At 48.6% G+C, this 23,198-nt stretch carries 21 protein-coding genes; 12 read left to right on the plus strand and 9 right to left on the minus strand.

All coding sequences use genetic code 11. From position 1 onward, the window contains the following. The first annotated feature begins 75 nt into the window (after positions 1 to 75). Positions 76 to 372: a GIY-YIG nuclease family protein gene (locus tag V1467_RS05665; protein ID WP_416307823.1), complete on the plus strand. Its 297-nt coding sequence runs from the start codon at positions 76 to 78 to the stop codon at positions 370 to 372. Here the strand turns inward: V1467_RS05665 and V1467_RS05670 are convergent. After that, a complete protein-coding gene (locus tag V1467_RS05670; RefSeq protein ID WP_416307824.1) occupies positions 349 to 1,254 on the minus strand; it encodes a DUF350 domain-containing protein in 906 nt (301 codons plus the stop codon). The two genes, V1467_RS05665 and V1467_RS05670, sit on opposite strands and share 24 nt — an antisense overlap. A gap of 33 nt (positions 1,255 to 1,287) precedes the next feature. On the opposite strand from V1467_RS05670, the gene glnE reads away from it, so the two are divergent. Next, positions 1,288 to 4,185, plus strand: coding sequence for a bifunctional [glutamate--ammonia ligase]-adenylyl-L-tyrosine phosphorylase/[glutamate--ammonia-ligase] adenylyltransferase (glnE, locus tag V1467_RS05675; RefSeq protein WP_416307825.1), 2,898 nt, complete (start codon positions 1,288 to 1,290; stop codon positions 4,183 to 4,185). On the opposite strand, the gene V1467_RS05680 is transcribed toward glnE, so the two are convergent. Together V1467_RS05680 and lpxL are read right to left on the minus strand one after the other, a co-directional pair. Beyond that, the gene (locus V1467_RS05680) at positions 4,182 to 4,793 is read right to left on the minus strand and encodes a toxin co-regulated pilus biosynthesis Q family protein (protein WP_416307826.1); all 612 of its coding nucleotides are present in this window, start codon (positions 4,791 to 4,793) and stop codon (positions 4,182 to 4,184) included. The genes glnE and V1467_RS05680 overlap by 4 nt on opposite strands. A gap of 41 nt (positions 4,794 to 4,834) precedes the next feature. After that, positions 4,835 to 5,755: an LpxL/LpxP family Kdo(2)-lipid IV(A) lauroyl/palmitoleoyl acyltransferase gene (gene lpxL / locus V1467_RS05685; RefSeq protein WP_416307827.1), complete on the minus strand. Its 921-nt coding sequence runs from the start codon at positions 5,753 to 5,755 to the stop codon at positions 4,835 to 4,837. Positions 5,756 to 5,925: 170 nt separating this feature from the next. Here lpxL and hldE point away from each other — a divergent pair, with 170 nt between their 5' ends. After that, entirely contained in the window at positions 5,926 to 7,347 is a 1,422-nt protein-coding gene (gene hldE, locus V1467_RS05690) for a bifunctional D-glycero-beta-D-manno-heptose-7-phosphate kinase/D-glycero-beta-D-manno-heptose 1-phosphate adenylyltransferase HldE (protein WP_416307828.1), read from the plus strand. Continuing rightward, positions 7,340 to 8,230, plus strand: a complete 891-nt coding sequence (locus V1467_RS05695) for an ROK family protein (protein ID WP_416307829.1) — start codon at positions 7,340 to 7,342, stop codon at positions 8,228 to 8,230. The genes hldE and V1467_RS05695 overlap by 8 nt, the downstream gene beginning before the upstream one ends. Here V1467_RS05695 and V1467_RS05700 read toward each other — a convergent pair. Next, on the minus strand, positions 8,225 to 8,473 hold the full coding sequence (locus tag V1467_RS05700) for a DUF6868 family protein (RefSeq protein ID WP_416307830.1): 249 nt from the start codon (positions 8,471 to 8,473) through the stop codon (positions 8,225 to 8,227). The two genes, V1467_RS05695 and V1467_RS05700, sit on opposite strands and share 6 nt — an antisense overlap. 96 nt (positions 8,474 to 8,569) lie before the next feature. Between V1467_RS05700 and V1467_RS05705 the strand changes: the two genes are divergently transcribed. Together V1467_RS05705 and V1467_RS05710 are read left to right on the plus strand one after the other, a co-directional pair. Further along, positions 8,570 to 9,601 carry an aldose epimerase family protein gene (locus V1467_RS05705; protein ID WP_416307831.1) on the plus strand — a complete coding sequence of 344 codons (1,032 nt, stop codon included), beginning with the start codon at positions 8,570 to 8,572 and terminating at the stop codon, positions 9,599 to 9,601. A gap of 140 nt (positions 9,602 to 9,741) precedes the next feature. Beyond that, entirely contained in the window at positions 9,742 to 10,614 is an 873-nt protein-coding gene (locus tag V1467_RS05710; protein ID WP_416307832.1) for a hypothetical protein, read from the plus strand. 72 nt (positions 10,615 to 10,686) lie between these two features. Here V1467_RS05710 and V1467_RS05715 read toward each other — a convergent pair whose 3' ends face one another. The 4 genes from V1467_RS05715 to V1467_RS05730 are packed head-to-tail and all read right to left on the minus strand — an operon-like array spanning position 10,687 to position 15,860. Beyond that, on the minus strand, positions 10,687 to 11,256 hold the full coding sequence (locus tag V1467_RS05715; protein WP_416307833.1) for a dienelactone hydrolase family protein: 570 nt from the start codon (positions 11,254 to 11,256) through the stop codon (positions 10,687 to 10,689). Positions 11,257 to 11,273: 17 nt separating this feature from the next. Then, positions 11,274 to 11,696, minus strand: coding sequence for a VOC family protein (locus V1467_RS05720; RefSeq protein WP_416307834.1), 423 nt, complete (start codon positions 11,694 to 11,696; stop codon positions 11,274 to 11,276). Between the two features lie 18 nt (positions 11,697 to 11,714). Then, positions 11,715 to 14,816: an efflux RND transporter permease subunit gene (locus V1467_RS05725; RefSeq protein WP_416307835.1), complete on the minus strand. Its 3,102-nt coding sequence runs from the start codon at positions 14,814 to 14,816 to the stop codon at positions 11,715 to 11,717. Between the two features lie 3 nt (positions 14,817 to 14,819). Further along, positions 14,820 to 15,860, minus strand: coding sequence for an efflux RND transporter periplasmic adaptor subunit (locus V1467_RS05730; RefSeq protein ID WP_416307836.1), 1,041 nt, complete (start codon positions 15,858 to 15,860; stop codon positions 14,820 to 14,822). A gap of 275 nt (positions 15,861 to 16,135) precedes the next feature. Here V1467_RS05730 and V1467_RS05735 point away from each other — a divergent pair, with 275 nt between their 5' ends. Beyond that, positions 16,136 to 17,572: a DUF3300 domain-containing protein gene (locus tag V1467_RS05735; RefSeq protein WP_416307837.1), complete on the plus strand. Its 1,437-nt coding sequence runs from the start codon at positions 16,136 to 16,138 to the stop codon at positions 17,570 to 17,572. Here the strand turns inward: V1467_RS05735 and V1467_RS05740 are convergent. Then, entirely contained in the window at positions 17,569 to 18,477 is a 909-nt protein-coding gene (locus tag V1467_RS05740) for a LysR family transcriptional regulator (protein WP_416307838.1), read from the minus strand. The genes V1467_RS05735 and V1467_RS05740 overlap by 4 nt on opposite strands. A gap of 111 nt (positions 18,478 to 18,588) precedes the next feature. On the opposite strand from V1467_RS05740, the gene V1467_RS05745 reads away from it, so the two are divergent. Genes V1467_RS05745 through V1467_RS05765 form a run of 5 tightly spaced genes read left to right on the plus strand, consistent with a single transcriptional unit; the run spans position 18,589 to position 23,172 of the window. After that, positions 18,589 to 19,827: an acyl-CoA dehydrogenase family protein gene (locus tag V1467_RS05745; protein WP_416307839.1), complete on the plus strand. Its 1,239-nt coding sequence runs from the start codon at positions 18,589 to 18,591 to the stop codon at positions 19,825 to 19,827. Beyond that, positions 19,824 to 20,627, plus strand: coding sequence for an SDR family oxidoreductase (locus V1467_RS05750; protein ID WP_416307840.1), 804 nt, complete (start codon positions 19,824 to 19,826; stop codon positions 20,625 to 20,627). Before V1467_RS05745 ends, V1467_RS05750 begins: the two co-directional genes overlap by 4 nt. Continuing rightward, positions 20,624 to 21,700: a phosphotransferase family protein gene (locus V1467_RS05755; protein ID WP_416307841.1), complete on the plus strand. Its 1,077-nt coding sequence runs from the start codon at positions 20,624 to 20,626 to the stop codon at positions 21,698 to 21,700. The genes V1467_RS05750 and V1467_RS05755 overlap by 4 nt, the downstream gene beginning before the upstream one ends. Next, positions 21,700 to 22,395, plus strand: a complete 696-nt coding sequence (locus tag V1467_RS05760; protein WP_416307842.1) for a histidine phosphatase family protein — start codon at positions 21,700 to 21,702, stop codon at positions 22,393 to 22,395. The genes V1467_RS05755 and V1467_RS05760 overlap by 1 nt, the downstream gene beginning before the upstream one ends. 27 nt (positions 22,396 to 22,422) lie before the next feature. Beyond that, positions 22,423 to 23,172, plus strand: coding sequence for an SDR family oxidoreductase (locus V1467_RS05765; RefSeq protein WP_416307843.1), 750 nt, complete (start codon positions 22,423 to 22,425; stop codon positions 23,170 to 23,172). The last annotated feature ends 26 nt before the right edge of the window (positions 23,173 to 23,198 follow it).

Consider the following 23,198-nt stretch of genomic DNA (forward strand, 5'->3'; position numbering starts at 1 on the left):
TTTCATTTCACTGTCATTTAGCTTACCAAAGTCCTGTATGATGGGCTTTTTTATCCAGACAAAAAGGTATCTGTAGTGAGTGGCTGGCATTTGTATATTATCCGCAACCGCTTGGGGCAGCTCTATACCGGTATCAGTACCGATCCGGCGCGCCGGTTTGAGGAGCATCAGAGTGGTGGCAATAAAGCCGCCAAGGCGCTAAAGGGAAAAGGGCCATTACAACAGGTTTATTGTGCTCAGGTGGGCGATCGCAGTCAGGCAACGAAAGCCGAGATGGCGGTTAAAAAGCTGACTCGGGCACAGAAGCTGGCATTAATCGGTGGATTGATAGCCTTGCCATTGACAGAATCAGAAGCTGACCGCACCAAGTAATAACAGTCCTATACCCAGACTCAGTACCATCTCGATACTGGCGATACCGATATTGTGTTGATGATCCACTTCGCGGACCAAATCAATATCCTGTAACACAATGCGCTTGGCCGCGAAAGTCAGTAATACATTGGTAAGGGTCAGGATCAGTGCCACCATTAACCAACTTAGCATGTTGCTTACGTAGGCATGAGGGGTGTATTCGACAATATGGGTGGTGGCTGTCACCGCTAACGCCATCCCGATGATATGACCGGAATGCTGGATCGCCAGCGCTATCTGGCCCTGACACAAAATACTCTGCATCGAGGCATTCTGGTTGTGGCGTGCGAAATGTCGTTCAATTAAACGGGTTGTCGTTAACAGCATGGTCATGGCTACCACAAAACCGCTGAATACGGCGATAATGGCGTCGAGATTAAAGCCGTCTACCCATATCAAAACGCTACGTACAATGATGGCTGTGGCAACGCTGCTGGCGGCATCGACCAGCGCAACACTGCTGTTGTGCGCCAAAATCTGCTGATTCTTGTTAAGCTCATCGAGAATGAGTCTGTCGTGGGCAATGCGACCTAACATGATCAGTAACATGCCAATAGTGCCATAGGCCAGTAGACGGATAACCAGATCGCCGTATTCGTTCAGGTTAGTCATGGCAACCACCCCGGAAATCAGGATACTCAGCGACAATATGCTGCCCGCAATGCTGATACCCAGCGCAAAGTTGTCGTTGCTGGCCAATTCATGTTTGCTGTCCATCTTGGTCCACAACCCGTAAATCCAGCGCATTAGTCCAATCAGCAACATCCCGACGGCCAACTTTATACCTATATTAACCAGTTCGTGATGACTTAGGGGTAGCAGCGGCAAATTTAAACCCATTGTATTAATCTCTCTCGTTAACATGGCCAAAACATGATACTAATCTTTTTTATTATTGAAAGGTTGGAGTTGTTGTTTATGTTGCCTGAGTTGATGCAACAGGCTGCCGAATCGGGCTGGCAAAAACTGCGTGATAAGTATCCACAAGCTGACTGGCTGGAGGAATATGCCGGTCAACTGAAATCGATTTTTGCATTAAGTGACTTTATCGCTGACAGTTGTCTGGTCGATCCGGATATTGCCCGACAGATGCTGGTAGAAGGCCGGTTGCAGCAAACGGATATCGATTATCAATCTGGGCTGCACAAGGAACTGGAAAAGGTTACTGACGAGCAGCAACTGCATCAGACTCTGCGCCGCTTCAGGCGTGCTTATATGGTGCATATTGCCTGGCGCGATCTCACCAATATGCAGGATATCCAAGCCTCGCTAGTTCAGGTTTCGAGACTTGCTGATGCGTTAATTAATCAGGCATATCAATGGTTATATCAGCATCAGGGGCAGAAATATGGCTTCCCCAGTGGAGAGTTTGGCGAACAACCGATGTTGATCATGGGGATGGGCAAACTGGGTGGTCAGGAACTGAACTTTTCATCCGATATCGATCTGATTTTTATTTATCCCGAAAATGGCGAAATCAGCGGTGCAAAAAGAAGTATCGAGCATCAGCCGTTTTTTACCAAGCTGGCGCAAAAACTGATTGCGGCCTTACATCAAACTACCGTCGATGGTCAGGTATTCCGGGTGGATATGCGTCTGCGCCCCTATGGTGAGAGCGGGGCACTAGTCAGTCATTTCGCTGCGATTGAAGATTATTATCAGGATCAGGGGCGAGACTGGGAGCGGTATGCCATGGTCAAAGGGCGGATCCTCAACCCGGACGGCACCTATAGCGAACAGCTGATGCAGGTGTTACAACCTTTTGTTTATCGCCGCTACATTGATTTTGGCGCCATTGAGGCGCTGCGCAAAATGAAAGGACTGATTAGTCAGGAAGTGAGGCGCAGAGGCCTGGTTGGCAATATCAAGTTGGGGCAGGGCGGTATCCGTGAAGTGGAGTTTATCGTCCAGAGCCTGCAACTTATCAGGGGTGGACGTATTGCGGCCTTGCAACAGCAATCATTATTAACCACCTTGTCTGCGCTGCAGGATGCCCAGTTATTACCGGCTGAAGATGTAGAACAACTGCGAGAATGTTACCTGTTGCTGCGTAAAGTAGAACAATGTCTGCAGCAGTTTGCCGATCAGCAAACCCAGCAACTGCCTGATGATCCCCTTGACCAGATGCGATTGGCAACGGTGATGGGATTTGAAGACTATCAACAGTTTTCATCCCATCTGGCTGACAAAATGGCACTCGTCAGCCAACAGTTCAAGCTGCTAATTGGTGAAGAGCAGCAGGATCAGGAACAGTCGAAATGGTTGGAAATGACAGATCTCTGGATGTTGGGGCTGGATCTGGATGAAGCTTTGCCTATTCTGGACAATTTTCTGCGCGAAGACGACATTCAGGAGTTCTGGCCGTTTTTTGCCGATTTTCGCAGTGAAATGCAACATCGGCCAATTGGCCAGCGGGGGCGAGAATCGCTCGACAAGCTGATGCCGGCGGCATTGTATACGGCGTTGCATTGTCAGGCTGATAGTCATAGCCAGTTATTGCAGCGACTGTTCAAGGTGATCAAGTCCATCTGTCGTCGCACTGCCTATCTGGAGTTATTAGTCGAAAATCCCGGTGCGATGAAGCAGCTTATCCGTTTGTGTAATGCCAGTCCCTGGATTGCCGAACAGATTAGCCGCTTTCCGTTACTGCTGGATGAATTACTCAATCCGGCCAGTTTGTATCAAACCCCGGAATTAAGAGCCTATCCGGACGAATTGCGCCAGTTTATGCTGCGGATCTCACCGGATGATCTGGAACTGCAAATGGAAACCTTGCGTCAGTTCAAGTTAACCCAGCAACTTAAAATTGCCGCAGCAGATGTGACGGGCGCTTTAGCGGTGATGAAAGTCAGCGATCATCTGACCTATCTGGCCGAAGCTATTATTAATCAGACGGTGTTGCTGGCCTGGGAACAGATGGTCGAAAAACACGGTTTACCGCAGGGGGCTTCTGCGGACAAGCGGAACTTTGCAGTGCTGGGATACGGTAAACTGGGTGGTATTGAACTGGGTTATGGCTCGGATCTGGATTTGGTCTTTGTGCATGGTTGTCCGGGTAATGAAATGACTGACGGACCAAAATCAATTGAATCCAAGCAGTTTTATATTCGTCTGGCGCAGCGGATTATGCATTTATTTGCAACTAAAACCGCTTCAGGTGAACTGTATGAAGTGGATCTGCGTTTACGTCCGTCCGGTAATTCCGGCATGCTGGTGTGTCATGTCGAGGGCTTTGCCCAATATCAGCGCGAAGAGGCCTGGACCTGGGAACATCAAGCCCTGGTGCGCAGCCGTTTTATTTTCGGTGAAACCGATCTGGCAATCACCCTGGCCAATATTCGTAGCGAAATTTTGTCCAGACCCCGAGAGCTGGCGGCATTGACGCAAGACGTGGTCACAATGCGGGAGAAAATGCGTAATCATTTAAGCCGCGGCAAAGCTGACAGTTTTGACCTTAAACAGGATCCGGGCGGGATTGCCGATATTGAATTCCTGGTGCAATTTATGGTGTTGGCCCATAGCCACCAGCATAGCGGTCTGTTGTGTTGGCCGGATAACGTGCGAATTATTGAAGGCTTGGTTGAAACCGGGTTGTTTGAAGCAAAAGAGGGTGAGCAGCTGATTCAGGCTTACCTTGAATATCGCAACACCGGACATCACCTGGCCTTACAGAATAAGCAGATACTAGAACACAGTGATCGTTTCGAAACGTTGCGCCAGTCAGTTAGGCAGATATGGGGCAAATATCTGCTTAATGCTGGAGTTGATTAGCCTTTAGCCAGTGAGCAGGTGTTGGTCAGATAAGGAGTCTGTTTTTCGGTGATCACCAAGGTGCGCTGTTTGGGGCAAAAATAGGCCAACACTTTGCCGTCGAAGCTGGCGTCTATGGCTTTGCTGATTTTAAGCAATGAACCGACGATGGTATTTTCCATCTGGAAATGGTTTTTGATAATAAAGTCCTGATCCAGCTCCCATAACACCTGCATGCCTTCTTTTTGCGCATAATCGGTAATGGCTTCTCGCAGCGTACTGCCGGCCTTAAAGGTGCGGTATTTATGTTCGCCCACCCAGCGTCCTGAAACTGGTTTGAGCAGACTTTCCATTTTTTTTAGGCGATCCTGAATGTCAGCGTCGGGGGTGTTCACATCGAGGACAAAATCGCCTTTATCTTCTTTAATCGGTTCGATGGACGACATTCTGTGCTGGGAATAGACCCGACTCATATTCTGTGCCGGATCTCGCGATGCCGGTTTGCCTTCAGCGACCGGTTTGTTGCTGTTGTAATTTTTGAGTACCAGCACCAGCACAGCGATGACAATCAAAATGACCGCCAAGCCTATATGCTTAATCCAGAATTTAAACTCGGATGATGAATTCATATTTTCCGCCTAGCTACTGCTTTAGGGAATGTCTGTTCATGTTAATACAATGATTGCTTGTTGTCCCTAGGGCGTGTTTTAAAACGCTTGTGCATCCATAAGTACTGTTCAGGAGCGACCATAATCATTTCTTCAATTTTGCGATTAATCCTTGCCACATCCAGTTTATCGTCACCGGAAGGGAAATTCTCAAGTCCGGGTAACACCTTAATCACGTAACCCCGCTCAGTACGCAAAGGTAATAAAAACACTGATTCGCAATTGGCTTTGTCGGCAAATATCATGGTACCGGTGGTGGTGGCAGTTTCCTCTACAGCAAAAAAGGGCACAAATTCACAGCGCTTGGGGCCATAATCCTGGTCGGGCAGGTAGACGCATAAGTCACCGTTATTCAGCGATTTTAGCATTTCTGCTACGCCTTTTTTATGGATCATCAGCTTATTCGAACGTGCCCGACCATGATACTGAAAATATTCCATCAGTGGATTGTTATGGCGGCGGTAAAACACTACTGAAGGATGAACCATGCCGATACCGCGACAGTTAATTTCCAGGTTCATATTGTGGATAGCCAGCCCCAGCACGCCTTTACCTTTATCCAGAATGGCCTGGATATGTTCATAACCTTCAACACTACACCATTTTTTTACTCGCCAGTCGGGCCACCACCAGCCCATCCCCGACTCCAGCAATGCCATCCCGGCGTTGTGCATGGCTTGTTCTAGAATCTGTTGGCGCTGTGCTTCGGGCATTTGTGGAAAACACAGTTGCAAGTTACGTTCGGCGACCTTACGACGGCTTTTAAGCAACCGGGACAATAATTTGCCTATACCTTTCCCCAACCATAATTGCAGGCGATAGGGCAGCCAGGAGACAAGATATAGAATGCTAACCGCCAGCCAGGTAGGCCAGTATTTGGGTGCCAGAAAAGACCATTGAAAAACAGGTTTGACGACGTGCAAAGGAAGTTCCGGGTAATAAATTTGCGGCTATTATACCCAAACAAATTAAGCGTGCGAGTTTAGATCAATCGCTCCTGTTGCTTGTGCGCTATAACAGCTTTCCGCCAAGAAAGGTTATTTGTTACACTTGCGGCGAATGACTCACCGCTTTTCAGCAAAAATAGGTATTTATGCAACTTCCTGATTTTTCACAGGCTAATGTATTAGTCGTTGGCGATATTATGCTAGATCGCTATTGGTTAGGGCCAACCGGGCGGATTTCGCCAGAAGCGCCGGTGCCGGTGGTTAAAATTGAAAGCAGTGAAGAACGTCCGGGTGGAGCGGCTAACGTGGCACTCAACGTGGCTGCACTGGGTGCCAATGTCACATTACTGGGGATGACGGGGGATGACGCTGGTGCAGAAACCTTGCGCACCCAACTTACCGCACTAGGCATTAACTGCGATTTTATCCGTCAGTCAGGCTACGACACTATTACCAAACTGCGGGTGCTGAGCCGTAACCAGCAATTGATCAGACTGGATTTTGAACAAGACTTCAGTGCCTTGGATAAAACGCCGCTACAGCAGGCTTTTGTGCAGCAGCTAAGGCAAGCTGATGTGGTGATTTTGTCTGACTATGCCAAAGGTTGTTTAAGTCACGTCCAGCAATTAATTCGTCTGGCGCGTGAGCAGAATATTGCAGTGGTGGTCGATCCTAAAGGCAGTGATTTTGACAAATATCGCGGCGCTACCTTGCTGACACCGAATATGGCTGAGTTTAGCATGGTGGCAGACCCCTTTGAGTCAGAACAACAACTGGTAACCAGTGCCCAGAAACTGGCGGTTAAGCATCAATTTGATGCCATGCTGGTAACCCGTTCAGAAAAAGGCATGACCTTTATTCGGGCTGATCATGAAGAGTTGCATTTACCGGCCAAAGCCAAAGAGGTCTATGACGTAACGGGCGCCGGCGATACGGTGATCGCAACCTTGGCCAGCGCTTTTGCGGCAGGAGCCAACTGGCCTGATGCCTGCGCGATAGCCAATGCCGCCGCCGGTGTAGTGGTGGGTAAATTGGGGACTTCGACGGTCAGCGTAAATGAATTGGCGGTTGCGGTAGCGTCTGAATCTGAAATTGGCCGCGGAGTGATGACCGAGCAACAACTTAAAATAGCGGTTAACGCTGCCAAACTGCGTGGTGAAAAAGTAGTAATGACCAATGGTTGTTTTGATATTTTACATGCTGGTCATGTGTCTTATCTGGAAAATGCGTGCAAATTAGGTGATCGTCTGATTGTAGCGGTTAACAGCGATGAGTCGGTTAAAGTGCTTAAAGGCCAGGGGCGACCGGTCAATGGTATTCAGCGACGTATGTCAGTGTTGGCCGGCCTGGCATCGGTAGATTGGGTTTTCAGTTTTAGTGAAGAAACCCCGGAGCGGGTGATCAGCGAAATTTTGCCTGATGTGCTGGTTAAAGGTGGTGATTATAAAGCCGAGGACATTGCTGGCAGTAAACAGGTTTGGGCTAACGGTGGCGAAGTGCTGGTGCTGAATTTTGAAGACGGCGTCTCCACGACCGAAATCATCAAGTCGATCAGAAATAATGACTGATAACTACGCCGTTATTGAAGCCGGGGGCACCAAATTCAATTGTGCCCTGATGGACAGTAACAAAAATATCCTGGTACAGCAGCGGATTGCTACCACCAATCCCGAGCAAACCTTGCAGCAAACAGTCGATTTTTTTCAGCAACAGCGACAACAGGGGTATCAGTTCAGCCAGCTGGGACTCGCCTGTTTTGGTCCACTTGATCTTGATGCGGATTCAGCTCACTTTGGTCACATCACGCAAACGCCTAAACCCGGCTGGCTGAACACGCCAATTAAAACATTGCTGGAACAGCAGCTGAACTGCCAGGTAATAATTGATACCGATGTCAATGCAGCTGCGTTGGCAGAAGTCATGTGGGGGGCGGCGCAAGGTGCCGAGGTGGCGGTCTATATTACGGTCGGAACCGGAATTGGAGGTGGGGTGGTAATCAATGGTCAACCCTTGCATGGCTTGGTTCATCCCGAAATAGGTCATTTACAAATTCCCAATCCTCACAGGGTTGAATGTGCCTGCCCCTACCATGATAGCTGCGTAGAAGGCTTGGCCGCCGGTAGCGCGATCAATAAAATCTGGGGTGTGCCTGCCGAGCAACTGGCGGATTCGCATCAGGCCTGGCAGGTAGTCGCCGACGCCATTGCACATCTTTGTCATAATTTGCTATTAACTCTCAGTCCCCACAAAATCATTCTGGGTGGCGGAGTGATGGCTAAACCGGATTTAGTAGAACGCATCACTCGTCTGACCGAACAAAGCCTGGCCGGTTATCTGTGTTCTCCCGTCAATTTTGAGCAGATTATTGTCAGACCAGGACTGGGAGACATCTCTGGCCTATATGGTGCGCTGGCGCTATTGCAACATAGCAAAAGTTCACACGGCCTATAAATTCAGGATTTTTAGCGCAATATAAGGCGTTAGATTGAGCATGAAAATAGCCAATTTATAGTGCGACAAATATTGCATATAGACAGTATGTAGAGCGTCCTGACGCATATTGAACATTTTGCTGTGAAGCTTGCTAATAGCGGTGCCAAACGTGGCCAACACTATAGTGGCAAAGAGCAAAACAGCTATATTGACCACAGTACACCAGCCGAAAAAGGTGATTAGATTGTCTATGTCATTCATCGCAGTTTTTCCTGTTAATTCCGTAACGAATCAAGTGGCCTGAGTATAGGACACAATGATAATATTTAATAAATTTCAATTACTTCGGGTATTACCTTGTCAATTACGCAACGCCAGATCGGCTTTTTCCAGGATCACCCTGTCATCGAATACCAGCTCACTAACTCACAAGGTGCACGCGTCAGCATGCTCAATTTGGGCGCCACTCTGCGTGAGATAGCTGTTGCGGATCGTAATGGCAAAATCGACAATATTTTGCTCGGCTATGATGATTTGCAGGGCTATCTGGATGATCCGTTTTATATGGGGATCGTAGTGGGCCGCTTTGCCAACCGCATCGCCAATGGACAGTTCCGCCTTGATGGCAATACCTATCAATTAACCTGTAACCAGGCGCCCAATCATTTACATGGTGGGGAAAGCGGCTTTCATCGCAAGCTTTGGAAGGTTGAGACATTGACCGAACATCAGGGGCAGGGACTGATGTTCAGCACCCGCAGTCTTGATGGTGAGGAAGGTTACCCGGGCAATATGGATATCCGACTCAAATATCTGCTAACCGATGATAACCAGTTGCGGATGGATTTTCAGGCCGAATGTGATCAGGCCACGCCGGTCAGTTTTACCCAGCATCCTTATTTTAATTTGGCTGCTGGCGGCGATATAGGTCAGCATATAGTCCAGATTAACGCGGATGCCATAGTGCCAACCGATGCACTGGGGATTCCAACCGGTGAGCTGTTAAGCGTTAAAGATAATGCATTTGATTTTACGGTGGCAAAAGCCGTCGCCAGCGGGCTTGACCAACAGCACCCGCAGCAGATTTTGGCCAAAGGCTATGATCATAATTATGCTGTGAATTCATCCTGCAGGGAGATGCAGATTCCTGTCGCCAAAGTGTCGGAACCTGTAACAGGCCGTTTGTTGGAAGTGTATTCCAATCAGCCCGGAGTGCAGTTTTATAGTGGTAACTATCTGGGCGGCCGTTTTGCGCCCTATAGCGGTTTGTGTCTTGAACCACAAGCCTTCCCGGATGCGCCGAATCAGGCGAATTTTCCTTCAGCCATTCTGTATCCCGGTCAAACCTATCAGCATAAAATGCTGTATAGCTTTAGTGTTGATGACTAAGCAGTCGACTTAACAGAGCCCGCCTGTCTGATTGACGGAACGACCTTTCATGTCTGATATCGGTTGTTATCAGCAGTGTTGATAAAAAGCGGATTAGCTGCCTTAATTAATTAACAGCAATGCCTTTAGATTGAACAACAATGAATAGACATCCGTTACTGTTCCTGACGCTATGGGGTCTTTTGTCACTGCGTTTACAGGCCGGTGAAATTAATTGGCTGATTGCTGATTTTGCCCCATGCCATATGCCGGATGACGAGCAGCAAAAAGGCTACTGTGATGAACTGGACGGCTACATGATGTCGAGGTTGCCTGAATACCAGCATCACATCTCGTTGAGCAGTTTTCCGCGCTATGAGGCACTGATGAAAACCGACGCGAATTTCTGCACATCAGATTTACTTTTCTCCGAACAGCGTAATGAATATATGGATTATTCCAGGCCCATGCTACCGATCCTGCCCAATGGTGTGCTGATCCGCACAGGTGACGAACGTTTTGACACCTACATCGACCCACAAGGCAAGGTAGATTTGTACCAGTTATTGCAGCAACATCTGATTCTGGGTATCAATCAGGCGCGTAGCTATAGTCCTGAAATAGATAAATTGTTATTTAAATTTCAGGGTATTGCGTTGACCTCAATCATGGACAGCAGGTATAAGGCAATAGATTTACTGGTAGCAAAACGTTTTGATTACACCTTCGGTTATCCTACCGAAGTGGGGCTATTCGAGTTCCAGTCTGCAGAAAATATCGATAAAGTCCGGTATATCCCCATTGCCGGAGTACCGCCTCTATTTGAAACCTATTTTTCGTGCAAAAAAAGTCCGGCAAGCCAACGACATATAGGAGATATCAACCGTATTCTGCAACATAGTGATGTGTTATCGGTTTTTGTGCCGTTTTATCAAAAATGGTTACCTGAAGCTGTGGTGGCAGATTATCAACAACGGGTGAATGACTATTTGACTGGTAAGCAGGTCGCCACAGAAAAACATAGCCAGCAATAACCACCCGGTATGCGAGCTAATGTAAGGATGCAGCAATCGGCGTATCTCTCCCCCTATCCTGAAACCATTGAATTACCCTAGAGCGAAACGAGTTTTTAGCCAATTCAGATAGAAATGGTAGGCATCGGGCGAAAAGTTGTTCGACAGCTTGTTCATAAAACCGTGCATATAACCGGAGGGCAGAACCTGCACGGACGGTTTGCTGACCAATTGTGCGGACAGTTTATCAACACAAAAATGCGCTTCGGTTTGTGGCATTACCACAGTCAGGTTGATATCCGGTTCGATATCAGTGGCGTGCCGAATCTGTGAGCCATAAAAACATACGGCTTGTTGTATGCCTATATCTTTTAACCTATGCGAATTTTGCCAAATTGCGGCGGCACCAACGCTAAATCCGATTAAACGCGTTGCGTTGTTATTCCTTGAAAGTGCGGATTGCAGTAACTGTGTGTAGCGGGGCAGCCCCACTTCAGAGATAAAATATTGATACGCCTCTGATTCATTAGCAAATGCCATATCGCTGCCTTGGTAGGGATCAACAATTTGCGTAACAAAGCCGAGATCGGCACAGAAATGTTCCAGCGCACCGGTGCGGCCAAAAATATCGCTAACCACTATGCTGTGAATAGGTTGAGTCATTGCAACGCCGCCTCTAGTTATATTGCAGGCAATAATTGCGGATTCCAGACGATTTCCCATAAATGGCCATCCAGATCCTGAAAATACCCCGAATACCCACCCCAAAATGCATCTTGCGCTTGTTTGACAATAGTAGCCCCCGCCTTTTCCGCGTTTACCATAATTTGATCAACTTGTTGGCGGGACATCACATTATGGCCAATGCTAAATTCGGTGGGGGACGCTGTTGTCGAAGTTAACCCGGTATCATGAACAAGACTCTCCCGAGGCCAAAGCGCCAGTTTAAGTCCGGGGTTCAGATCAAAAAAAGCCACTGCGCCGTATTCAAATTCCTGACCGATAATTCCCTCGGTGGCTAAACCTAAACCATCCTGATAAAACCTGACTGCTGCATCTAAATCTTTTACGCTTAAGGTGATGACAGAGATATAAGGTTTCATCAGTTTACTCCCAATCGATTATATTGACGACGAATCTGCTTCATCTAATTCTTTTTCCAGCCGCTGGGTTTCATCCGCTCGAGGCTTAGTAAAACGGGCCAAGCCTAAATATAACACCGGGGTCAGGTATAAAGTAAAGACGACAGCAATTCCCAAACCGCCGAATACCACCCAGCCAATAGCATTACGGGCTTCGGCGCCAGCCCCGGTGGACAGAATTAGCGGCAGCCCTCCCAATACGGTGGAGATTAACGTCATCGCGATAGGGCGTAAACGTACATGGCCAGCTTTGACTACCGCATCATAAACACTTAAACCTTTGTCGCGCAGCTGGTCGGCAAATTCCACCAGCAGAATCGAGTTCTTGGCGATCAGACCAATTAACATCACCAGTCCAATCTGTGAATAGATATTGATAGAGGTGCCGGTTAAAAATAATGCAAACAGGGCAGCGGCAATACCGAAAGGCACGGTGGTCATCACCACGATAGCGCTATTGACACTTTCAAACTGGGCTGCCAGTACCAGCAGTACAATCACAAAAGCCAATACATAGGTAAGGGCCACTTGTTGTGATGTTTCTTCAAAGGTTTGCGCTTCACCCAGGAACACCATGCCAATGCCATCGGGCAGGTTATTGTTGGTCAGCTCACGCAGGCTATCAACCGCTTCGTTAATCGGTATATCGTCGGGTAGTTCCAATTCTATTTCAATCGCGCGACGTTGCGCGTGACGTTCCAGTTCAGCTGCCACCCCTTCTTCGCTGATATAGGCCAGACTGGATAATGGCACGAGTCCGCCATCTCTTGATTTGACATATAAGTTGGTCAAATCTGACGGGTTGCTGCTATTTCTGTCGGCGGATTGCAGGATAATCGGTATTGCCTGATCACCGACATTCAGATCGACAATATCATCCCCGTTAATCACGGCTTTCAGTGTGTTGGAAATATCGCTAAGTGGCACGCCCAGCTCTTCGGCCATACGTCGATCGATGTTAACCCTTAGCTGTGGTTGAGTAGGTCGATAGGATATTTGTGGAATACCGAATTGTGGCATTCGGGTTTCAATCTCTTTGCTTAATGCCAGCGCAGCGGTATATATTTGTTCGTAAGTTTCACCGGTTAAGGCAAATTCCAGTCCGCCACCCTGGCCACGCAAGTTGAGGCTGTTGGAACCAAAAGCCCGCGCTGGCGCGCCCGGAATATCTGCCAAGCCGGGTTTGATTTGTTCAATAATATCCTGTTGCGACCGACTGCGTTGGTCCCAATTGGATAATGGCACGGTGATAAAAGCAATATTGGGATCCCATTGTCCCACGACGGTATAAATGGAATTAACGTCGCCACCGTTTACATAGGGCAACAGCACCTGTTCCATTTTTTTGGCTTGCCTGTCCATAAAGTTAATTCCGACACCATCCGGACCGCGAGCAAAAATGCGGATATTGCCGCGATCTTCAGAGGGTAATAACTCATTATTTATGCGAGTGTAAAGTGCACCCGCTATGACCGCGGCCAGAATACTTAAAATCAGCACCAGCCAGCCATAGCGCAGGCTCCACTTCAGGCTGATATCGTACCAATGCAAACAGCGGTAGCCGATGTTGCCAAACAGGTGGCGCGCCGATTTTTTTATCGGTAAACGGGCGGTCAGGGCGGGGACCAGGGATAAGGCTACAAAAGAAGAGATAATCACCGAGCCGGCCAATACGCCGCCAAACTCACGAAAAAGCCGACCGGCAGTGGAGGGTAAAAACGCGATGGGAATAAATACCGTTGCCAGTACGGCGGTAGTGGCGACAACGGCAAAGAATACCTCGCGTGTGCCAATAACAGCTGCAGCGCGTGGGCCCAAACCCATAGCTCGACGGCGTTGAATATTTTCCGAAACGACAATGGCGTCATCAACGATTAAACCCGTGGCCAACACTAGGGCCAGCAAGGTTAAAATATTGATCGAGAAACCCAGTATCCACATGATAGCCAGTGCACCCACCAGTGACACCGGGATCGACAAGGCCGGGATGATGGTGGCGCGCCAGGAGCCGATAAACACCCACAATGTCATTACGACCAGTAATACTGTTAAAAATAATGAACTGATCACCTCTTCAACCGAGCCGCGAATAAACTCGGCATCGTCAGAGGTGACGGTGAGATTGAGCTCGGGAAAACGGCTATCCAGCTGCTTGACCATTTTTAATACTTCATCGGAAATTTCAATAGTATTGGATTGCGCTTGCCGGATGATGCCCACGCCGATTACTGGAGTGCCATCTAACCGCACCATACTTTGGGCATCTGCCGGGCCAAAATAGACGCTAGCTATATCGCCAATGCGAGTATCACCAGCGATTATAATATCTTCGACTTCGCTGGCTGAAATCGAGGTGGCATCGGCGCGAACAATCAGTTGCTGATCGGTGGATCGCAAGCTGCCAGCCGGCACATCAAAAGGAGCTTGTTTTAGGGTACTGGCCACATCGGTGACCGATAAACCGAAACTGGTCAAACGCAGTGGATCGATGGAGACTCGTAATACGCGTTCCCGTTCACCGTTTAGGCGTACATCCGCCACGCCGGGAATACTTAAAAATAGAGGTGCTAAATCCACTTCGACTTTTTGGGTGAGGGTTTCCATATCCAGGCTGTCACTGGAAATGGCCAGACTGACCACAGATTCCGCATCGTTATCCGCCTTGATAATCGACAGGCGCTCGACTTCTTCAGGCAGTTCCCGCTGAACCCGGCTGACCGATTCGCGGGTTTCGTTGGCGGCGTCTTCCAGATTTATGCCTGGACGAAATTCTACTCGCACCCTGGCCGAGCCTTCTTCGCTTTGCGCGCGAATTGATTTAACCCCGCTCACTCGTGCCACGGCGCCTTCAAGTTTGCTGGTCACTTCAGTATCGACGGTTTCCGGTGAGCCTCCCGGATAGGCCGCTGTGACGGTAACCATAGGGCGATCAACGTCCGGTAATTCACGGACTTCCAGACCGTTAATAGCAGCAATCCCGGCAATCATAATCAACAGGTTCAGTACCACAATCAGCACCGGGCGACGTATCGACAGGGAAGGCAAGTCATTGATGTTGTTGGGAGAGTGGTTGTCACTCATAATTTATGCGCCTGTTGTTTGTTGGTACTGTATCGACTGCCCTTCGCGTAATAATTGCACGCCTTCGACGATGAGCTGATCGTCAGGTGAAAGCGGCCCGTCTACTAATATGCGCCCACGTAAACGTTGTTTAACCTGCACTGCAACTTTTTGCGCTTTACCCTGTTTAGCCAACCAAATATAGGCGCCAGTAGCTCCCCAGGACAGGGCTGCTTCGGGAATGGCGGCGTAAAGTTGACCTTTTACCAACAGGTTTACCCTAAAACTCATACCGGGTCGAAAGGCATCATGCGGGTTTTCCAGCAAGGCCCGAGCGCGAATGGTGCGAGCCTGCTGATCCACCCTTGAATCAAGTTGGGCGATAGTGGCGCTCAGTGTCTTGCTGCGATCAGTCCAGGGATGCAGTGTTACTTCCGCGTCGCCCAGTAGCAGATCAAGTGCGCTTTCGGGGGCACTGAAATTGACATATAACTTTTCGCGAGAATCAATGGTCGTCACCAGAGTTTGCATGGTGATGCGATCGCCGACTTCAATACTGGTAAGCCCAACAATGCCGGTAAAAGGGGCAAGTAATCGCCGATCCTGCAAATCTGACTGAGCATCCTGTAATGCCACTTTGGCCAAGTCCCGTTGAGTTTTGGCCTGATCCAGCGCACTTTCAGTTACCGCACCAACCTGTTTACTGTCCTGTAATCGTTTGAGTGAGCGCTCGGCCTCTTTAAGCTGGATTTCTGCCCGGGTTACTGCAACTTTTTGGCGACGGGCATCCAGTTCAATAAGTACCTCGTTTTTGTTCACCCGCTGGCCGGGAACGAAATTGACCTGGGTCACTTTATCGGCCGCGGCCGGAAACAAATCAACTGACTTAAAAGCCTCGGCAGTGCCCACTGCATCTACCCGGGTTTGTTCTGTTTCAAAGGGTAAAGGTTGCGCTACCACCATTACCGGCTTGTCCGGCCCGCGTGACTGGGCATTGACGCTAATTGAATAGCCCAGCGCTAAAAATGGCAATAGCAAACGATAAACGCTTAAACAACGCGTCATACAATTAAACCCCTTAGTAATTAAAACAGATTAAAACAGCTTGAAGGATGGATTAATAAATCCATTGCGCAAGTTTACAGAGGAATGGCGCTTTTTAAAGCGCAAAGCTGATACATATCCGATGAGTGGTGCTAATAATCAGTTGAACTGAGGTCAGTTAATTGGCATATCAGCTTCGATTCAGCCGGGGTTAAGTGTTAACGCCTTATAACTACACTTATCTTAGAGGGTCTCATCTTTGCTTGTTAAGTGAAACCATTAAACAGGATGCTGGTATGAATAGATTCAAAACATTATTACTAGGCTATATGGCTCCGTTGTCATTGCTAAGTGGCTTGCCTTTATCGGTGGTACAGGCGCAGGAAAGTGTGGTTGCTGTGGAAAGTGAGCAGGAACAGGTTGAATTGAATCAGGCCGAGCTGGATCAAATGCTCGCACCTATTGCATTGTATCCGGATACTTTGTTGTCACATATTCTGGTTGCATCGACTTATCCGCTAGAAGTGGTGCAGGCAGCCCGCTGGCGCAATAACAACAAGGAACTGGATGAGCAGCAAACACTGGACGCAGTTGAAAGTAAAAGCTGGGATCCCAGTGTCAAAGCACTAACCCCCTTTACCGATTTACTTAACAAACTCAGTGACGATCTGAGCTGGTTACAAGACTTGGGTGATGCCTTTCTGGCCAATGAAGCGCAGGTTTTATCTACAGTGCAAAACTTGCGGCATAAAGCTTATGAACAGGGTTCACTGACAAACAATCAATATATTGAGGTGGTTGAGGATCAAGACGAGATCGTGATTGAAACCGTGCAAAAAGAAGTGGTGTATGTGCCTTATTATGATACCCGGGTGGTATACGGAAATTGGTGGTGGGACGGTTATCCGCCACTATACTGGCACACTCCGGTGCATTATGTGAGCTATGCCGGTTTTTATTGGGGCCCTCGCGTTATTATACAGCCAAGCTTTTATTTTGGCGGTTTTCACTGGCACAGACGCCAGGTTGTGGTGAATTACGAATACAGGAATCACCCTTATCCGGTGGATCGCCATCAGCGTGTACGGACGAAAGAATATCAACGTTGGCAACATGACAAAGTGCATCGTCGTAATGCTCGCTATATGAATAACAAGGTAGTGCGCTCTATTGAGCAGGGCGGCAGTCGCCATAAGGTCATCAACCGTGACAATCGCCATCAGTTGGATAACCGTAAAATGGTGGGTCCACAACCTGTTCGCGCCGAACATCAAAAACCGCTTGTCAGGGCGCAAAGTGTGCAGCAACAGCTTAAGCAACAACGTTCTAAGCCGGTTAAAGTGAATCCGACAGAACGTCTGAACCAGCACAATGTGGTCAAACATGCCCAGCGTGAAGAGCATGGATCACCGCGCCAGCAGCAATTCAAGCAGGGCGACAATAACGACAGGCCTATTCGTAAGGTTGAAGCGGTGCGTCCCGAGCTAAAGTCTTATCGAGCACAAAGAGAGGTATCTGAGCCAGTCCGCCCGAGAGTCACCCACCAGCAAAAGGCTGAACCCGTTCAATCCACTGTCAATCGAGAAGTGAGCGTGGTAAGACCTAATAAGGTGGAGCGTTACAATCAGCCGGATAATGTCCGCCCGACCCGTTCCGAACCTGGCGTCAAACGCCATTATTCCAGACCGGCAACTAAACCGGTAAGACCGGCAGTTCGACATAAAGAGCATTAAATTCTAATCACCTGGGTAATCTGTTGACGAAACCAGATTTGCGCCGGATCGTGCTCGGTGTGGCTGTGCCAATATAAATGAATATCCATCGGTGCTAGCGGATAAGGCAGGTCGAGCAGATGCAATCCGGACTGAATAAGCTCTGTGGCCAATCTGGCTGGCAAGGTTAATAACAGATCGGATTGCGACACAATATCTCTGGCCGTGGCATAGTGCTGGCAGCGCAAGGCAATATCGCGATTGACTCCCAGTTGCGACAAACCTATATCTTCGATCACCATGCCGGTGGGGCGATTGGATACTGCAATATGCCGGCCACCAATATACTGAGCTTTAGTTATTGTCTCATCCGGATAATGTTGCTGATTGGCCAATATGGCAAAATTGTCAGTCATCAACTTTTTATGCAAAACCGGTGATTTGATCGGTAAGGCAACATCGATAACCGCGTCCAGATGTCCGGCTCCCAGCTCCTGTTGCAACGAATGGCGATTAACATGGACGCTGGAAAGGGTCGCGTTAGGGGCAAGTTGATTGATACCTGTCATCAGCGGAGACAATATCGAGGCTTCTTGGGCATAATGCAGACCAATCCGATAATGCCGCGTGGTTTGGCTGGCGTCAAAATGTCCCAGCTGCTGCAATATTTGTCTGAGTCTGGCCAAATTATCCAGTAGTGCAGGTGCCATCCCTGCGCATGCTGAGGTGGGGAGCATTTTGCTGCCGCTGCGTACAAACAGTTCATCCTGCAAAGCATCGCGTAAACGTTTGACCGCATGACTGACGGCCGACGGGGTCAGATGCAACAAAGTGGCGCAACGGGTCATATTTTGCTCGCGGTACAGGCATTCAAAGACTTTGAGTAAATTAAGATCCAGCTGTTGTAGAGATTTGGCCTTAGGCATAAGTTTCACAATGAATTTGATTCATTTTATATTGGTAAAATAATTCATTTCGTTCATGTTTTGAAGCGTTATAAGCTGGACTGAACTCGGTTTAAACTGGAGCCACAGCAAATGAACTTCCAACACAGTAACAAGAGCCAGGATTATCTTGCCCGATTAGACCAATTCATTACCTCCCAGGTGGAACCCCTCGAGCAGAATATTCTCCAACATCATAGCCATAATGAACGCCTAGACTGGCGTGAATGGCAAATCTGTCCCCATACTGAACAGTTGAAGCAGCAAGCTCGCCAAGCCGGGCTATGGAACCTGTTTTTACCGGACAACAAATTGGGACAGGGACTGAGTTGTCTTGAATATGCACCGTTGGCTGAGCGAATGGGCCAGTCATTGGTGGCGCCGGAAATATTCAACTGCAATGCGCCGGATACCGGCAATATGGAGGTGCTCTATCACTTTGGCTCCGAACAGCAAAAACAGCAGTGGTTAACGCCGTTACTGGCCGGTGATATTCGTTCGGTGTTTTTTATGACCGAACCGCAAGTCGCGTCATCCGATGCCACTAATATGCAAGCGACTATTAGTGAAGATGGCGATGAGTTAGTGCTCAATGGTCGCAAATGGTGGTCAACCGGATTGGGTCATCCCAATGCCAAAGTCGGTATTTTTATGGGACTGTCAAATCCCGACAATGAGCGCCATAGCCAACACAGTATGGTGCTGGTACCGCTGGACAGCGCTGGCGTCAAAATTAAACGCATGCTGACAGCCTATGGTGAATATGATGCGCCTTATGGTCACGGTGAAGTTGAATTTGATCATGTCAGGCTGTCAAAAAGCAATCTGATTATGGGGCTGGGCAAAGGCTTTGCTATTGCTCAAGGCCGTTTGGGTCCGGGCCGCATTCATCACTGTATGCGCGCCATCGGGGCGGCTGAAAAATCGCTGCAACTGGCTATTCAGCGCGGCTCGCAGAGGATTGCGTTTGGCAAACCTTTATTGCAATTGGGTGGTAATCTGGAGCGCATCGCCGATGCGCGTATTGCTATCGATCAGGCGCGTTTACTAACGCTGTCGGCGGCCTGGAAAATTGATCATGCCGGGGTTAAAAATGCCATGACTGAGATATCGGCAATTAAAGTCGTGGTACCCAATATGCTGGAAAAAGTGGTGGATATGGCGATTCAGATCCACGGTGGTGCCGGTATGTGCAACGATTTGCCCTTATCCCGCTTTATGGCCATGGCGCGCGCGTTGCGCCTGGCCGATGGCCCGGACGAGGTGCATAAAGCCATGGTGTCGCGGCTGGAACTGGCTAAATATAAGGGTAACGACAAGGAGCGAAGATGAATTTGCGGATATTTATCACCGGCGGCGCCTCAGGCCTAGGTCGTACATTGGCATTAAAATGGGCGAAGCAGGGTGCTTATGTGTGTATTGGTGATGTGCACAGTGAACGTGCCCAGCAAACTCTGGATGATATCCACCAGGCAGGAGGAACAGGCAGTTTTGTCCTGTGCGATATTACCCGACAGGCCGATTTGGAGGCCGTCGCCGAGCATTTGCAGCAACAGTGGCAAGGCGTGGACATAGTGGTCAACAACGCCGGTATCGCCAGTGCCGGACGACTGGAAACCGAAAGCATAGAACAATGGCAGCGGGTACTGGATGTCAATTTGCTGGGGATGGTTCGGGTCAGTAAAATATTTGCGCCTGTGTTTCGCCAACAGGGCGGAGGCTATTTTGTCAATATTGCCTCGCAGGCAGGATTAACGCCTATTCCACGTATGGCCAGTTACAATGCGGTTAAATCGGCGGTAGTGGCATTCTCGGAAACCATGCGGCTGGAGCTGGACGGTGACAATATCGGTGTCACTGTAGTTTGTCCTACATTTTTTAAAACCAATTTGGCGGAATCCTTGCAAACGGCTGAACCGGAAATGCATGTGGCAGTAAACAAGTATCTGAACCGTGCGTCCTTAACAGCTGAACAGGTTGCTGAGCGGATTTTTAACGCAATCGAAAAACGGACGTTTTTGATTACACCTGATAAAGTAGGGCATATGGCTTTTATGCTCAAACGCTTATTACCGCAAAAGATGTATCTGAATTATATGCTTAAACAAACACGCCGAATGACAAAACGATGACAGATTTGCTGGATAAAGCCGGACAGGTACGCAGTGGTGAGGAATTACCGCTGGATAGCCTAGTTCCCTGGCTACAACAACATATAGATGGTTTGCAGGGGGAGCCACAGGTGAGCCAATACTCCGGTGGCGCGTCTAACTGGACGTACTGTCTAACCTTTGCCGGAAAGCAACTAATCTTGCGCCGTGGCCCGGCGGGCACCAAACCTAAAGGTGCGCACGATATGGGACGCGAATTTCGCTTACAACAAGCACTGAAACCGGTTTTTCCTTATGTACCGACTATGTTGGCCTATTGTGATAACAAGGATGTCATAGGTGCCGAGTTTTATGTGATGGAAAAGCTGGAGGGTATTGTACCAAGGCGTAATTTCCCCGCGGGAATGAAACTTGACCCCGACAAGGCCAGACAACTGTGTACCAATGCGCTGGACGCCTTAATCAATTTGCATCAGGTTGATATTGTTGCCGCCGATTTACAGCATTTGGGCAAAGGTGAAGGCTACACCCGTCGGCAGATTGATGGCTGGTGTGAGCGTTATCAAAAAGCGCGTAGCTGGAATGTGCCCAAAGGCAATAAGGTGATCCGCTGGTTACAGCATAATATGCCAGACAATGAGCGCATTTGCCTGACCCACAACGATTTTCGACTGGATAATCTGGTGCTGGATGTCGAGCAGCCGACCCGCATTATCGGTGTACTGGACTGGGAACTGGCAACACTGGGTGATCCGTTGATGGATTTGGGTAACAGTTTGGCTTATTGGGTGGAAGCCGGGGATGATTTTATGGCCCATGCTACGCGCCGTCAGCCTACTCATCTGCCGGGAATGTTAACCCGTCAGCAAATTATTGCTTACTACTGCGAAAAAATGCAGGTTGATGTGGCCGATTTTGCTTTTTATGAAGTTTATGGGCTCTTTCGTCTGGCAGCGATTGCGCAACAAATATATTATCGCTATCACCACAAACAAACCCGCAATCCGGCTTTTAAGCATTTCTGGTTGTACGTCCATTATCTGATGTGGCGATGTCGGAAGGTGATCAAGACTTCAGGTAAAGGGCTTAGATAATGACCAGTATTTACCTTATTCGCCATGGACAAGCGTCGTTCGATGCCGCCGAATATGATGAATTGTCTGCGCTGGGAATAAAACAGGCTAAACGGCTGGGTGAAGGGTTACAACAGCGTTTGGCCAGTGTCGATAAAGTGATTCATGGCGGTATGCGTCGTCACGTCCAGACCATGCAATATTGTATGAGTGAATTTGTCCAACTCAAGTTTGATCAGCTAGCAGATGACAATTGGCGCGAATACGATCATCAGCAAATTTTACTCAGACATAACCCGCATTTTGCCTCAGCCGAACAAATGAAAAACTATTTGGCCGAATTTGACCATCCGGCACTAGTGTTTCAGCAGGAGTTTGAAATGGCCATTAATCGCTGGATCAGTGGCGAACATGATGCCGACTATAGTGAAAGCTGGCCGCAATTTGTGCGCCGGATCAAACAGGCTTTAGCCAATACGCTGGTCGCAGCCAAAGGTAAAAAGCGGGTGCTGGTATTTACTTCCGGCGGACCGATAGCGCTGGTAAGCCAGCAGCTGCTGGGGATTGAAGCGAAAAACATGTTACGCCTTAACTGGACACTGAATAACTGTGGCGTCACCAAGCTGTTTGTCAGTCGCAATGGGCTGGTGTTATCCAGCTTAAATGAGCACAGCTTGTTTGAAGGCGAGTATCAGCATCTAATTAGTTATAAATAGCAATATTATCTGTCTTTAAGGACTGCAATGACACGACAAAATATATTGATTACCGGAGCCAGTTCCGGTCTGGGACGAGAAATGGCCCGTCAGTTTGCCGCCAAAGGGCGTAATTTGGCATTATGTGCCAGACGTATTGAAAACCTGCAGCAATTGCAGCAGGAATTACAAGCCACTTATCCGCACATTAAAGTCATTATCAAATCATTGGATGTCAATGATCACCCCCAAGTGTTTAGCGTGTTTGCCGAATTTGAGGCTGAACTGGGGCAGCTGGATCGGGTCATTGTCAATGCCGGTATGGGCAAAGGGGCATCTATTGGTACCGGCTATTTTGAGGCCAATAAACAGACGGCGATTACCAACTTTGTCTCGGCTCTGGCCCAATGCGAGGCCGCACTGGAAATCTTCCGTAAACAGAATCATGGTCATCTGGTCACTATTTCTTCTTTTAGTGCGGTGCGTGGATTCCGCAGGGCACTTACCGTTTATGCAGCCAGTAAAGCGGCTTTGTCTTCACTCAGTGAGGGGATGAGAGTGGACTTGTTGGGTACCCCCATCAAGGTGACGACTTTGCATCCCGGCTTTATCCGCAGTGAAATTAATGAAAAAGTCAAAAAAGTGCCTTTTATGGTGGATACAGTAACAGGTTGTCGTTCGATGGTTAGTGCTATTGAAGCAGAAAAAGCCAGCGCATTCGTTCCATTCTGGCCGTGGGCTTTGATGCGTTATATCTTTAAGCTGGCACCATTGGGTTGGCTGACAAAAATGAGTTGAGCCAAGGTTTGATTGCTCAACGTGTT

Origin of the sequence: Neptunicella plasticusilytica (genome assembly GCF_047922965.1) — a bacterium.
Classification (GTDB): domain Bacteria; phylum Pseudomonadota; class Gammaproteobacteria; order Enterobacterales; family Alteromonadaceae; genus Neptunicella; species Neptunicella plasticusilytica.